Annotated in this window: 9 protein-coding genes; all 9 read right to left on the bottom strand. The window is 71.3% G+C overall.

Going from position 1 to position 13724, the window contains the following annotated elements; all coding sequences use genetic code 11:
• Nucleotides 1–22: 22 nt before the first annotated feature.
• The 9 genes from ACOJUJ_RS20370 to ACOJUJ_RS20330 all read right to left on the bottom strand — a co-directional run bounded on the left by ACOJUJ_RS20370 (nt 23) and on the right by ACOJUJ_RS20330 (nt 13643).
• On the bottom strand, nt 23–769 hold the full coding sequence (locus ACOJUJ_RS20370) for a tetratricopeptide repeat protein (RefSeq protein WP_420128745.1): 747 nt from the start codon (nt 767–769) through the stop codon (nt 23–25).
• A complete protein-coding gene (locus ACOJUJ_RS20365) occupies nt 729–3272 on the bottom strand; it encodes a hypothetical protein (protein WP_420128744.1) in 2544 nt (847 codons plus the stop codon). Before ACOJUJ_RS20365 ends, ACOJUJ_RS20370 begins: the two co-directional genes overlap by 41 nt.
• Before the next feature lie 93 nt (nt 3273–3365).
• Nucleotides 3366–4400, bottom strand: coding sequence for a vWA domain-containing protein (locus ACOJUJ_RS20360; protein ID WP_420128743.1), 1035 nt, complete (start codon nt 4398–4400; stop codon nt 3366–3368).
• Complete coding sequence (locus ACOJUJ_RS20355; protein WP_420128742.1) at nt 4397–5383, bottom strand: vWA domain-containing protein; 987 nt, start codon at nt 5381–5383, stop codon at nt 4397–4399. Before ACOJUJ_RS20355 ends, ACOJUJ_RS20360 begins: the two co-directional genes overlap by 4 nt.
• Nucleotides 5380–6216, bottom strand: a complete 837-nt coding sequence (locus ACOJUJ_RS20350; protein ID WP_420128741.1) for a DUF4381 family protein — start codon at nt 6214–6216, stop codon at nt 5380–5382. Before ACOJUJ_RS20350 ends, ACOJUJ_RS20355 begins: the two co-directional genes overlap by 4 nt.
• A 470-nt stretch (nt 6217–6686) precedes the next feature.
• Nucleotides 6687–7634: a DUF58 domain-containing protein gene (locus ACOJUJ_RS20345; RefSeq protein ID WP_420128740.1), complete on the bottom strand. Its 948-nt coding sequence runs from the start codon at nt 7632–7634 to the stop codon at nt 6687–6689.
• 11 nt (nt 7635–7645) lie between these two features.
• Entirely contained in the window at nt 7646–8635 is a 990-nt protein-coding gene (locus ACOJUJ_RS20340; RefSeq protein ID WP_420128739.1) for an AAA family ATPase, read from the bottom strand.
• A gap of 613 nt (nt 8636–9248) precedes the next feature.
• Nucleotides 9249–10784 (bottom strand): HEAT repeat domain-containing protein, encoded by a 1536-nt coding sequence (locus ACOJUJ_RS20335; protein ID WP_420128738.1) that lies wholly within the window; start codon nt 10782–10784, stop codon nt 9249–9251.
• A 639-nt stretch (nt 10785–11423) separates the two neighbouring features.
• A complete protein-coding gene (locus ACOJUJ_RS20330) occupies nt 11424–13643 on the bottom strand; it encodes a pseudouridine synthase (RefSeq protein ID WP_420128737.1) in 2220 nt (739 codons plus the stop codon).
• Nucleotides 13644–13724 lie beyond the last annotated feature (81 nt).

Below are 13724 nucleotides of genomic sequence, written 5' to 3'. Positions count from 1 at the left end.
TGCGCTGCCCGGACCAGCTGCGCTACCAGTCGCGAACACCGTGGATGCGCGTCTGGTCCTGCTTGAGCTGCTGGCGCTGGATGCGCTGCTCCCGCGCTTCGGCGCCGGCCAGGATGCGCTCCGCCTGCTCGGGGGTCATCGGCCGCCCGGCGCCTTCGCCGCCGCCGGCGGGCCGGGGCTGCGGGGTGGCGGGAGAGGGCGGGTTCTGGCCGCCACCGCCGCTGGGGCTCTCGTTCTCCTCCTCATCATCCCCACCGCCGCCGCCAGCCTGGTCGCGGAGCAGGCGGTTGGCGAGCTCCAGGTTCCACTTGGCGTCGGCGTCGTCGGGATTGCGAAGCAGCGCGCCGCGGTAGTGGCGGATGGCGCGCGTCAGCCGCTCGCGGCGCTGCTCCGCCGGGACGCGCCCCGCCGCGACGGGCTGCAGGTTCGCGTTGCCTGCGTTGTACTCCGCGCGAAAGCGGGTGTCTGCGGACGCGCGGGCGCGGGCGGCGGCTTCCAGGTGCGGGCGCGCCTCGTCGGGGCGGCCCAGGCGCAGCAGCACGGTCCCCAGGTTGTAGCGCACGGCTGCGGACGAATCGCCCTCCGCCAGCGCGCGCGCGTACCCCCGCGCCGCCGCCTGGTAGTCGCCGCGCCGGTACGCGCGCTCCGCATCCGCCAGCACGCCCCCGCCACCGATCATCAGGGCAAGCGCCGTGAGCTGCGCGAGCAGGCGGCGGGAGGGGAGCAGGTCACGAATCAGCATGGCCGGGCTCATCCTGCTCCGCTTCATCGAAATTCTCCAGCATCCACAGGAGTTGCCGTACGGATGCGGGGAGCGTTGCGGGTTCGTTCCGCACGCGCTCGCTCCTGTAGAGAATTCTCACATTCGCGATCACCCGCGACGCAAGATCGGGGGATTCTGTTCCCGCCAGCGTGCAGAGCAACTCTGCCCACTCCTCGGCCTTTTCATCATCCTGTTGCTTCAACGCAATCATCAAAAGCCTGAGGAGTGCTCCCCAGTAGCCCGGATGAGCAGGGATGGACAGCTCCGTGGCCAGGTTTACCGCCGCTTCGAAAGGGGAACGCGCTTCGCCGATGCGCCCGGCATCGTCGAGTGACGTGGCCAGAGCGTAGAGCTTCATCAACCGGGCCGGACTTTTGTGTTCGAGCGGCCCTACCGATTCGTCGTCGAGACGCAGCGACTGCTGATGACATTCGGCGGCTTCGTCGTGCCTGTTCAGCTGCTGGAGAATGACGCCGAGGATGTTCATCAACACACTGCGTTGATGAACACCCTCCGTCGGACTGATCTCCCGGGAAGCGATTACCATTGCTTCCATGAGATAGCGCTCTGCCTCGTCACGGTTTCCCACCCCGATCAGACCATTCGCCACGAGGCCGGCGGCATGCCCGATGTCCAGGCTGTCGGGCCCGGATCGGAGCAGCGTTACGCGATAGTTCTCGCGCGCGTGTGACAGAACGTCCTCCTTGGTCGACGCCCAGAGACTGCAGAAGCTCGCCCGCTCATGGAGCCACGCCAGCGATGCGTAGTCGTCCGCGGACACCAGCTTCAGACCCGCGCGACAGTCGAGCAACGCGTCCGCGAACCGGCCCATGTCGGTCAGAAGGTTTCCGCGAGTTGCATAGAACAGGCGAAGAAGGTCCAGCGGTATGCCCTCGGAAGCCGCGAGCATCGCGTCGAGCAGAGCCAGCTTGCGAACCGGCGGCCATTCAGGATGATACTGCACCGCATCCCACAGCGTCTGCGCATCCAGGCGGTGCGCCCGCACCTCGTCGGAAAGGAATTCCGTAAGCGCCTCGACCTCTTCCGCTGTGGTCCACCAGCGCAGCGGCCGCGTGTACACCTCCCGCTCGCGCGAATCCTCCGGCAGATACGCGACAAGCTGCGCGAATAGCTCAGCCGTCCCGCGCGTAGGGACGTGCGCGCGGGAGGACAGGTATTCCAGCAACCCCCTGGCCTCTTTCGCCCGGTGAATCATCCGGCGCAGCACGATCAGGCGGTTGCTCTCATCCGCGAACCGGTACACCAGCTCCGGAGCGTCCTGCTCGATGCGGAAGGTGGGGTGGCGGTAGTCCAGGCTGGTGAACACCGCCCTTCCCGCGTCCAACAGCTCGTCCAGGCAATCAAGCAGGTCGTCACGCTCGGCGTCGGTCAGCCCCATGTACGCCGCGATCAGGCGCGGCGGCACGATGGAGCCGCAGAGCGCGGCCAGCTCCACGAACCGCACCAGGTGCAGGTCCATGGCGCCCCGTTGATTGCGAATCTGGTTGAGCTGATCGTAGAAGTGCGAGGCAAAATATTCCACGAGGCGCTGGTCGTCCACCGCAACCGCCAAGTGCCACGCCCCGCCTTTGCCGCGCGTGACGAGCTCGAGCCGGTCTAGGTCGACCATCGCCAGCGCCACCTGCCCGGGCACCCCCTGTGTGCGCTTCCACAGCCCGGAGAAAAAGCGATCCGGAAATTCGTTGGGCTCGAAGCGCAGGTCCATACGCTCCCGCAGCACCTCCGGCGTCATCTGCCGCAATTCCACCCGCTGCGCCAGCGGCTCTCCATGGAGCGCTTCCGCAGCTGGCACAGATGCCATCCCCAGCACCACGGAGAGCCGGCGGTTGCGACGGGGCTCGTGGACGAACCACTGCACTATGGTTTCGGGGAGCTCGTCGGCCGGGAGTACCAGCACCAGCCGCTCCGCGCGCGTCGCGAAGTCCAGGATGGCGCGAAGGTGGTCTTCGGGCGCGGTGCGCGGTCCAGCGAGGACGGGCACGCCGGAGCGCAGGACCGCCGGGAGATCCACGAACGAGAGGGCGACGGCAGCCAGGAAGGACAGCCCGGCGGCGGACAGGAACGTCGCGGGAAGGCTGCCGGCCAGCCCCAGCAGCGCCCCTCGCCGGTCATAGAGGCTCGGCGGCAGGTCGCCGCCGCCGGGCGCAAAGCGCATCCGCAGTTGGTGGTCGGCAAACTCCGCCAGCGACCCCGCGCGGTCGGGATCGAAGCCGTCGAAGCTCAGCCGCGCGTGCCGTACGCGGACGCCCCGCTCCCCCGCGAGCCATGCCGCCGCGCGGACGACATAGTCGCGGCCTGCGCCGGGCCGTCCCGCCACCACCGCCACGCCGGAACCGTCGCAGTCCTCATCCCGGCCCAGCCATTCCGCCAGCCGGTCCAGGTCTTCCGGGTCATGAAAGTTGTACGTCTGGTAGAGCGCGCGGTCAGAGAAGACCATCGCGTCTCCAGGGCCCACCGACACTGCGAACGGAACGGCATTGAAGGGCATCGGATGTCTTTCGATTATGAAGGCGACGCGGATCCGCGGGACGGCCTCAGAATCATGCGGACGACATCCTGGCGCAACACTTTTCGTCCACCCTCATCTCTCACTCCTCCGCCGCCCGCGTTCGGCGAGCGAATCCAGCGCGATCAGCACCAGTGCGAGGCCCAGGAACCACTCGTAGCGGTTGTCGGGGAGCGACGTACCACGGCCGCCCTGCGCGCGCCCACCCTGCGCGGCGGCGCTGGCGAGGGCGGCGACACCCTGCGCGTCGGGCATCAACCGGAAGGTACCGCCGGTTTCCTGCGCAATGCGGCGCAGGGTCGCCTCGTCCAGCCGCGAGACGGCGGGCGTGCCATCCAGCTCGCGTTTGACGCCCTCGCGCTCGCCGGTTTCCGGGTTGATGTCCGGCACCTGCCCGCCCGCCGCCGTGCCGATGCCCACCGTGTGCACCGGCACGCCACGCCGCCGCGCGTTGCCGATCGCCGCGCCAAGCAGCTCCGGCGGCTCCAGCGCCTCGCCGTCGCTCACCAGCACGATGGAGCCGCCGATCGGCCCTGCCCCCTCGCCCGCCCCGCCGAGGAGCGCAAGCGCCTGGCGCAGCGCGGAATCCAGCGAGGTGCCGCCCTGGTTCACGATCTCCGGAGAAAGCGCGTCCAGGTACAGGTGGATGGCGGATCGGTCGGAGGTCAGCGGCGAGAGCGCGTGCCCGCTGCCGCCGAACGCGATCAACCCCACCCGCGACCCGGCCAGTCGATCCACCAGCGCCCGGGCCAGCGCGCGCTCCCGCTCCAGCCGCGACGGCGCCACGTCCGCCACCAGCATGGAGTTGGACGCGTCGAGCACGAGAACGACGTCGCCGCGTCCGGGCGCGCCGGTTTCCGCCGCTCCCCAGCGCGGCCCCGCGGCGGCAACGCCCAGCAGCGCGCCGGCGGGGAGAAGGAACGCGGCGCGGATCAGGGGAAAGCGGCGCAGGTCCGTCGCCGTCAGCCGCCGCACCAGCGCGGGGTCGCCCAGCGCCTGCGCCACCTCGCGCCGGCGGCGCCACCAGAGCAGCAGCGCGGCCAGCAGCAGCGCGGGAAAGAGCGCGATCAGGTGCAGCAGAAAGGGATCTTCCCAGCGGATCTCGGTCACGGCACCCTCCCCCAGCGGGTGGCGCGAAAGAGCCATTCCAGGATCAGCCCCACGGCGCCGGCGAGAAGGAAGGGGAGATACCAGTCGCTGTAGCGCACGTAGCGGCGCACGCGGACGGGGGTGCGCTCCAGCCGGTCGATCTCCGTCCAGACGTCGCGCAGCGCGTTGGTGTCCTTCGCGCGGTAGTAGCGGCCGCCGGAAACCGTCGCCATCTCCGCCAGCAGCTTTTCGTCCACCGTGGTGCGCGCGACGGCGTAGCGCACACCCACGCGGGTGATTGCGACGGGGATGCGCGCCACCGTGTCGCTCCCCATGGCGATGGTGTAGACGCGGATCCCCAGCACGGCGGCGGCGCGCGCCGCCTGGCGCGGGTCCACGTCGCCGCGGTTGTTGGCACCGTCGCTCATCAGCACGACTACTTTCGACCGCTCCTCCGCCTTGCGCAGGCGGGCGGCGGCCGCGGCCAGCCCGTCGCCGATCGCCGTTCCCTCGCCCAGGCCGCCGGACTGCAGCCCGCTGACGGCCTCCGCCAGCACCTCGTAGTCGCGCGTAAGCGGCACCCGCGTCATCGCCTCCGCGGCGAAAGCGACCAGGCCGATGCGGTCGTTGTCGCGCCCGGCAATGAAGCGGGCGACGGTCTGCTTGGCGGCGCCCAGGCGGTTCCGCGGGCGCAGGTCCTCCGCCAGCATCGACTGCGACACGTCCACCGCCAGCACGATGGCGATCCCCTCCGACTGTTCCTCCACCACCCGCGCGCCCGTCCGCGGCCCCGCCAGCGCCAGCACCAGCAGCGCAAAGCTGAGCGCGCGCAGCACGTCCGGCATCGCACCCGCCCATTGCCCGCGCCCCCGTGACGCCTCCGCCACCGCGTCCGCCCGCGCGAACGCCACCGCGCCCGGCCGCGCGCGGCGCAGCCACACCATCCAGAGAGGGATCAGCAGCAGCAGGAGCAGCGCCCACGGGTTGGCGAAGGCAATCCTCATCCCCCCGCCCCCACCGATTCGGGACGCTCGGCGTCGTCCGCGCGGAAGGTCTGCACCCAGCGCCGCGCCGCCTCCCAGTCCTCCAGCGCGCGATCGGCGGAAGGGCGCGCGCGGGCGAACTTGGCCAGGTCCGCGTGCGCCAGCGCTCCGGCCACGCTGCCGACGTCCTCCTCGCGTACGCCCGTGCGGCGCAGGAGATCGACCAGTTCCTCCGTGGTCAGGTCCGTCCCCAGCCGCGCGTCCGCCGCCGCGGCGAACTCGCGCAGGATGCGGCTGATCTCCGCGCTGAACGCCTCCACGCCGTCGGGGTGGATGACGCCGGCGCCGCGAAGCCGGTCCAGCTCCGCCAGCGCATGCTTCCGCGGATCACGTTCGATGACGACGCGCGGCCCGCGGCGCCTGCGCATCCACCACAGCGCGAGCAGCGCCAGCACGAGCAGCACGCCCGCGGCAATCCACGCCCAGGGCCACGCACGGCGCGGGTTGGGGATGATGTCCTTTGGCGGACGCGGCTGCGCGGAATCCGCCGGGAGCACCGAGCGGACGAACGGCAGCGGAAGCTGGATCGGCAGCGTCCGCACGGCGCCATCCGCCAGCGTGATCCGCGTCTCCGCGCGTGCCGCATTGGGGCCTTCCGTCGCCCACATCACCATCGTCGCCACGATGCGGACGAGCCCGGCGGAATCCGGCGGATACACGCGCGCGGAATCGGTCGTCTGGTAGCTTCCATCCCCCGCCGCCGGCACGACCAGTTCCACCCGCGCGTCCGCCGGCGCCCGCACGAACACCGCCGCGCGGAACCGGTCGCCCACGGTCACCGTGTCCGGCGACACGCTGATCCCGGCGACCGCGACGGTGTCGGCCGTCTGCGCGGCGGCGGGGAGGACGAGGAAGAGCGCGAGGAGAAGCAGGGGCGCGCTGCGGGAGATCCGGAGGAGCGCCCCCTCCGCTCGCTTAGGCTCGCACCTCCCCCCAAAAAGACTGGGGGAGGTTGGGTTGCCGACAGATCGGGGCTCGGCGACGTGGATCGAATCGCGGCCGACGCGACCCCCACGCCCGCTTCGGGAGCGCGCGCCGGAGGCAGACGTGACGTTTATAACCTCTCCCGCTTGCGGGAGAGGGTGCGAGCCTAAGCGAGCGGGTGAGGGCCCCAGCGGACGCAGTTCGATCCTGATCGGAGCGGGATCGAATTCTCCCCTCTCCGCGAGGAACGAGCGGGGAGGGGTCGGGGGAGGGGCACCCCGCGGGCGCAGTTCGATGCTGGTCGAAGCACACTCCTCCGCCATTCGATGACTGTCGGTGCTCATCGCCGCAGCCGGCGCTCGCGGCGGCGGAAAAAGGAGACGACGGCGCTGGATACGGGCTGATCGGTACGCAGCTCGATCTCGTCCATCCCCAGCCGGCGGAAGACGCGCGCCAGCTCCGCCCGCTCCTTCTTCGCCGACGTTCCGAAGCGCTCGACGGCCGCGTCGGTATCCACGTACGTCATCCGCCCCGTCTCGGGATCCACCAGCCGCAGCACGCCCACTTCCGGCATCTCCGCATCCGCCGGATCCGCCAGCACGACGGGGATCACGTCGTGCCGCACGGCCACGCCGCCCAGCGCGCGCTCAAACCGGGACCGCGCATCCCCCGAGAGCTGAAAGTCGCTGACCAGGAACACGATGGAGCGCGACCGCAGCACCCGCCGCGTGTGCTCCAGCGCCCCGGCCAAGTCCGTCCCGACCCCCGCGGGGCGAAAGACGAGCAGGTCGCGGAGGATGCGCAGCGCGTGGCGCCGCCCCTTTTGCGGCGGAACGAAGGCCTCCACGCGATCCGTAAAGACGAGCAGCCCCACGCGGTCGTTGTTGCGCACGGCCGACATCGCCAGCGTGGCCGCCACCTCGGGCACCATCTCGCTCTTGAAGCGCCCGCGCGTTCCGAACCGCTGCGACGCGGAAAGGTCCACGGCCAGGATGACGGTGAGCTCGCGCTCTTCCACGTACTTCTTGACGAACGTCTGGCCCGTTCGGGCCGACACGTTCCAGTCGATGGTGCGCACGTCGTCGCCCGGCACGTACTCGCGCACCTCCACGAACTCGATCCCCTGTCCCTTGAAGACGGAGTGGTATTCGCCCGTGAACTGCGACGCGACCAGCCCGCGCGTGCGCAGGTCAATGCGCCGAACCTGGCGCATCACGTCCGCCAGGCCGGGTGGCGCGGCGGGTTCGGCATCGGGGGCGGGACGCCGCCAGCGTGAAAAGAGCGGCATCGGCGGGACGCTCAGGGTACGCGGACGGCCTTGAGGACGCGCCGCACCACGTCGTCCGGCGTGACCTCCTCCGCCTCGGCCTCGTAGGTGGTCAGGATGCGGTGGCGCAGCACGTCCGGCGCGATGGCCTTTACGTCCTCGGGCACCACGTAGCCGCGTCCGCGCAGATAGGCGTGGGCCCGCGCGCACGCCGCCAGCGCCAGCGTGGCCCGCGGCGACGCGCCGTACTCGATGAGCGGCGCCAGCTCCGCCGCGCCGTACTTCTTGGGCTCGCGCGTGGCATGGACGAGGTCGAGGATGTAATCGGCGATGCGGTCGTCCAGGTACAATCCCGCCATCTGCTCGCGCGCAGCCAGGATCTCGTCCGGCGTGGCGACGGGGGACACGGGGATGTCGGCGCCGGCCGACATCCGCCGCAGAATCTCCTTTTCCTCGTCGCGCGTGGGGTAGCCCACGCGCACCTTGAGCATGAAGCGGTCGACCTGCGCCTCGGGCAGCGGATACGTGCCCACCTGCTCAATGGGGTTCTGCGTGGCGAGAACCAGAAACGGCTGCGGCAGCGGAAAGGTCTCGCCGCCGATGGTGACCTGGCGCTCCTGCATGGCCTCAAGCAGCGCGGCCTGCACCTTTGCGGGTGCGCGGTTCACCTCGTCCGCCAGCACGATGTGGGCAAAGATGGGCCCCCGGTGCGGGACGAACTCGCCCGTGCGCTGGTTGTAGATGGTGGTCCCCACCACGTCGGCGGGGAGCAGGTCGGGGGTGAACTGGATGCGCTGGAACGAGCCGTCGATGCAGTCCGCCAGGGTGCGCACGGCCAGCGTCTTGGCCAGCCCCGGCAGCCCCTCCATCAGCACGTGCCCGCCCGTCAGCAGGCCGATGAGCAGCCGTTCGACCATGTAGTCCTGCCCCACCACGCGGCGGTGCACCTCCGCGGCGATGCGCTGCAGAAAATCCGCGCGCGGCGGCGCGGCGGGCGGGGCGTACGGCGAGGGCTGCGTCATCGGTTGTGGTTCGGTGGATCGACAGGATGTGATCGCCGGCATCGCTCGGCGTGGCGTGTTTCATCGCGCGCCGCGGCGCCCCCTCCGGGCGAGCACCACTCGCCCACCTCCCCCCAAAAACCCCTGGGGGAGGTTGGGATTTCCGACGGATGGCGGCTCGGCGACGGAAATCGAACTGGCGCCTGACGTGGTGCCCCTCCCCCGGCCCCTCCCCGCTCGTGCCTCGCGGAGAGGGGAGGTCGTTGCCGATGGATCCGGGGCTCGTCGACGAAGATCGAACTGGCGGCCGACCGGCCCCCTCTCCCCCGGCCCCTCTCCCCCGCTGCGCGGGAGAAAGGGGAGAATTCGATCCCGCTGCGACACGCGATCGTGCGTTCTCCACCACCCCTCCCCCGAAGTTGGGGGAGGGGTCGACCGCCGTTGCGAGGAACGAGCAAAAGGCCGGTCGGGGGAGAGGGCCCCTACGAGTCGCGCCGACGCCAGCCCCAAGTTGCTGCTCGCCTACACTGCTTCGGTAGCAGATGTTTCGGCGAATGCACGAAGCGCCGCGGATCCGTGCGGACCGCGGCGCCAGTCGTCGCCAGAAGAATGCCGCGGCGGCGCGGCCGGCGGATCAGGCGTGGGAGAGCGCCTTGAGCACGGCCTCGCGCACCTCGGGGCTGCGGTCGCGCAGCAGGCGCTGCAGCACGGCGCGGCCCGGCTCGCCGCCCAGCTCGCCCAGCGCGCGCACGGCCTCCACGCGGATGGCGGTGGGAGTGCGCGAAAAGAATCCGCCGCTGGCCGCGCGCTCCGCCAGCACCGGCACCGCGCGCGGATCACCCACGCGGCCCAGCGCGCGCACGATCTCCATCTCCACCTCCGCGTCGGACTCCTGCGGCAGGCGGTTCAGCAGCGGCCCCACGGCGACGGCGAGCTTGGTCAGCCCCAGTCCCAGGGCGGCGGCGGTGCGCAGGCTGGCTTCGCGGTCGTTCAATCCCTTCGCCAGCAGCGGCACGGCCTCTTCGCCGCCGATCTTGGAGAGCGCCAGGATCGTTTCCCGGCGGACGCGCGCGTCGCCGTGCTCCACGGTGCGGCGAAAGTGCTCCACCGCGTCGGCGCTGCGAATCTCGCCCAGGATGCCCACCATGTTGCGCACCACGAACCAGCGCTCGTCGCCGATCATGTCTTCCAGCAGCGACACGCCCACGTGGTCCAGCGCCACCAGCGCGTCGCGGTAGGCCCGCCGCGCCGAGACGTCCGTCGCGGCCACCAGCTCGCGCACCAGCGGCGTAACCGTGTCGGCGCCCACGTGCAGCAGGGTGGAGCGCAGGCCCGTGCGCTCCTCTTCCGTGCGCGCCTTGCCCAGGCGCTGCACCAGTTCCTCAATGACGGGGCGGGTGCTCACGCGGTGGATGGCAAGCATCACCATGGCGCGGGTGGCGGGGTTGCGGCCGTGCATCTCTTCCGCGTCGCGGCGAAGGTCCTGCACCAGGCCGATGCCGCGGTCCACCATCCCGTGCGTAAGGCAGTACTGCGCCAGAAACTCCAGCCGGTTCATCACCGTCAGCCGCTCGCCGTCGCTCCCCTGGCGCAGCAGGCGGCGCAGTTCCTCGGTGTCCTCGCTTTCCACGCGGATGGCGGAGTCGCGCACCTGCTCGTACATGTCGTGCGCGTTCCACATCTGAATGCCGCCGTTGTCCAGCCCGCTGACGCGTCCCGACGTGTCCTGCTCGAACGTGGAATGCGCCGCGTAGGCCGGCTGCACCCACGTTCCGTCGATGGAAACGCGCCCCGCGCCCGCCGCCGCCAGCGCCGTGCTCAGCCCGCCCGCGGCCCGCACCACCCGCGCGGGAAGCGTCACCGCCGAGAGAAAGCGGCCCATCGACTCGCTTCCCACGTCGTGGCGCAGGACGACGCTGGTTACTCCGTGCTCGCAGAGCCGCGCGACGAAGCGGTCCACGTGCCCGGAACGCGGCGGAGTGGCGCCGGCCAGCTGAATGCCGGTGGGGCTGCAGCGCATGGCCAGCGGCTCGCCGGACGAAAGCAGCGCCTGCGCCAGATTGAGCACCGCCTGCGTGTGGGTGGGGTGCGTGAGGGGGTAGAACTCGCTCAGGGCATACGCCTTGGCGAGGTCTACGAGCAGGCGGCCGGGCGTGTTGGGTGTGGCCATGGCGGGTTTCTTCAGCGCGTGACGCGCTCTCCGCTGTGTTCGGATGGAGCAGGGGTCTGGCCGATTTCGCCCTGCAATGTACCTGGTCGCCGGTCAGGCCGGATGAACCGCGAAACAACCAACGCGGCGCCCGCCTGCCTGGGCGAATCAATTCGCGGCAACAACGACACGAAGTCCGCCGCAGGAGCTAATGGATTCGCCGCTACAACATCGCAAAATCCGCCTGCGCGGACTCGGCGGCCCGGCGGTGTGCGGAGCTCCATGCACCGGTGCGTCCGCTACCGCTGTTTCCGCAGGTTCGGCGTGCTCGCGGCCGGCCGGAAACGCTCATCACCGGCGGCAGCAATCCGCGAAGGCGGATTTCGCGAGTTTCCAGCGGCGAATTTATTCGCTCCTGGGCGGGGACTCGCGCCCCATGCTCCTGAACGCGCCACCCTCCGGCGCGTCAGCAACCGACGTTTCCGCAGGTTCGGCGTGCTCGCGGCCGGCCGACAACACTCATCACCGGCGGCAACAATCCGCGAAGGCGGATTTCGCGAATTTCCAGCGGCGAATTCATTCGCTCCTGGAGGGGACTCGCGCCCCATTCCTCTGGAACGCGCCACTCTCCAACGGCTGCAACCTCCCGAGACGCGTCCGCTACCCGCGCCGTCCGCCACCGCCGCCGCGCGGACCCGACCGACCGCCGGGCCGGCCTCCACCTCCACCTCCACCTCCACCTCCACCTCCACCTCCACGGCCACCGCCTCCCGGCCGACCGCCGCCTGAGCGACCACCCGCGCCACCCGGCCTGCCGCCGCCACCGCGGGCTCCACCCGGACGACCGCCGCCGGCACGCGCGCCGCCGGCACCGCCGCCGCCTTCAGCGTCGCGGGCTCCACCGGGCCGGCCGCCACCGCGGGCCCCGGACCGGCCACCGCCCGCACGGCTTCCGCCACCCCGGGCACCGGCAGCGCCGCCGGACCTCGCGCCCCCCGGCCGGCCGCCACGCGCACCGCCCGTCGCGCCAGGGCGCGTACGCCGCGGCGCCGTCGACCACTCGTCCAGCTCGTCCCGATCTCCATCAGCCGGAGGCGGCGTGCGCGTCGCACCAGGCCTCACGCCGCGTGATCCGCGATCCTCGCCGTCAAAGCGACTCCCACGCGATCCGCCGCCCCGCTGGCCACCGTCGAAGCGACTCCCACGCGATCCACCGTCGCGCTCTCCGCCCCCGAATCGGCCGGCGCGCGAACCGCCACCTCGCTCCTCGCCACCGAAGCGGCCTCCACGCGAGCCACCGCCGCGCGCCTCACCGCTCGAACGACTTCCGCGCGAGCCGCCGGCACGCTCCTCACCGCCGAAGCGACCGCCGCGCGAGCCACCGGCACGCTCCTCCTCGCCAAAGCGACCTCCGCGCGCACCACCGCCGCGCTCCTCGCCGTCCAAACGGCCTCCGCGCGATCCACCGCGGTCCTCGCCGGCAGAACGGCTTCCACGCGAGCCGCCGCCGCGCTCCTCGCCAGCAAAACGTCCGCCGCGCGATCCGTCACGTCCGCCGGCGCCAGAGCGGGCGGGACGATCCTCACGATCGGCAGAGCGGCCGCGGTCGCCACCGAATGCGGGACGTGTGCCGCCGCTGCGCGTGCCGCCGGCCCGGGCGCCACCGGCGCGGGCGCCGCGCGCGGGACCACGTTCTTCGTACTCGCGATCGGGACGGCTGCGCGGCGGGGGAGCGTCATCCCACTCGTTGTCGCTGCGCGCGGGTTCAGCGCGGGGGCGTTTGGGCGGCGCGTCGAGATCCACCGGACGGCCGCGCTTCTCCTGGCCAGAACGGCGCTTGTTGGCGCGATCGTCGGCATCGAAACGAGAGCCGGTGCCCAGCTTTGTTCCGGCGCGCGCCCCGGTGCCGGAGCGCGCCGGACGATCCTCGGCTCCGGCCTTGCCGCGAGGACGGCGCTCGCCATCCGCCGTGGTGGCGGCGGAGCGCGCGCCGCCGCCGCGAGCCGCGGCACCGGAACGCGCGGGACGGTCGGCGGCGGACTTCGCGCCGGGAGCCTTCTTGCCGGTTTTGCCGCGCGGCTTCTCGGACTCGGCGTCGTAGGCGCCGTGCGTGTCGCGCGCCTTGCTCTTGCTGGACGGGGTGCGCACGTGGGAAAGCTCCTCGGGCTGAACGATGCGGTACTTACCCTTGGGCAGCTCGCCCAGCTCGATAGGTCCAAAGCGCAGGCGCACCAGGCTGGTGACGTCGTGCCCCAGCGCGGCCAGCATCCGCCGCACCTCACGCTTTTTTCCCTCGCGCAGAACCAGCTTGAGGCGCGAGTGGCCGTTGCCGGCGGGGCCCATCAGCCTGGCGCTCTCCGCCTGGGCGATGCCGTCTTCCAGCTCCACCCCCTCCACCAGCTGCCGCAGCGCCGCGTCCGTGGGCTTGCCGGTGGCCACCACCTCGTACTCCTTGGTGATGCCGAACGACGGGTGCAGAAAGCGGTTGGCCAGCTCGCCGTCGTTGGTCAGCAGCAGCAGCCCCTCGCTGTCGCGGTCCAGCCGGCCCACGTGGAACAGGCCGTGGTACTTTTCCGGCAGCAGGTCGTAGACGGTGCGCCGGTCGTACGGGTCGATGCGCGTGGTGACGAAGCCCTTGGGCTTGTGCAGCGCCAGCCACATGGTCGGCGCCACCTTCACCTCGTCGCCGTCCACCTCTACCCGGTCCACGCCGGGGACGACGGTCAGCCCCATCGCGGTGACGGTTTCGCCGTTCACCGCAATGCGGCCGTGCACGATCATCTCTTCCGCCGCGCGCCGCGAGGCGATCCCGGACCGTGCCAGGAACGCCTGCAACCGCACCGGCTCACCCCGCTTCAGAAACCCCGGCTGCCTGGCCATCTGCCTCTTTCCGTTGCTCCCGCCGCGCCAGCACCACCGGCAGCTCCTCGCTGCGCGGCAGGTCGTCCAGCGTGCGAAAGC

The organism is Longimicrobium sp., from assembly GCF_048594345.1.
In the GTDB taxonomy this organism is placed as follows: Bacteria; Gemmatimonadota; Gemmatimonadetes; order Longimicrobiales; family Longimicrobiaceae; genus Longimicrobium.
The sequence above is the reverse complement of the archived record's forward strand: the minus strand, read 5'-3'. Positions and strand labels throughout refer to the sequence as shown.

Bases quoted from the DNA above. Each gene is read 5' to 3' on its own strand.
- ACOJUJ_RS20370 (WP_420128745.1), bottom strand. From the start codon at position 769: ATGAAGCGGAGCAGGATGAGCCCGGCCATGCTGATTCGTGACCTGCTC.
- ACOJUJ_RS20365 (WP_420128744.1), bottom strand. From the start codon at position 3,272: ATGCCCTTCAATGCCGTTCCGTTCGCAGTGTCGGTGGGCCCTGGAGAC.
- ACOJUJ_RS20355 (WP_420128742.1), bottom strand. From the start codon at position 5,383: ATGAGGATTGCCTTCGCCAACCCGTGGGCGCTGCTCCTGCTGCTGCTG.
- ACOJUJ_RS20345 (WP_420128740.1), bottom strand. From the start codon at position 7,634: ATGCCGCTCTTTTCACGCTGGCGGCGTCCCGCCCCCGATGCCGAACCC.
- ACOJUJ_RS20340 (WP_420128739.1), bottom strand. From the start codon at position 8,635: ATGACGCAGCCCTCGCCGTACGCCCCGCCCGCCGCGCCGCCGCGCGCG.
- ACOJUJ_RS20335 (WP_420128738.1), bottom strand. From the start codon at position 10,784: ATGGCCACACCCAACACGCCCGGCCGCCTGCTCGTAGACCTCGCCAAG.
- ACOJUJ_RS20330 (WP_420128737.1), bottom strand. From the start codon at position 13,643: ATGGCCAGGCAGCCGGGGTTTCTGAAGCGGGGTGAGCCGGTGCGGTTG.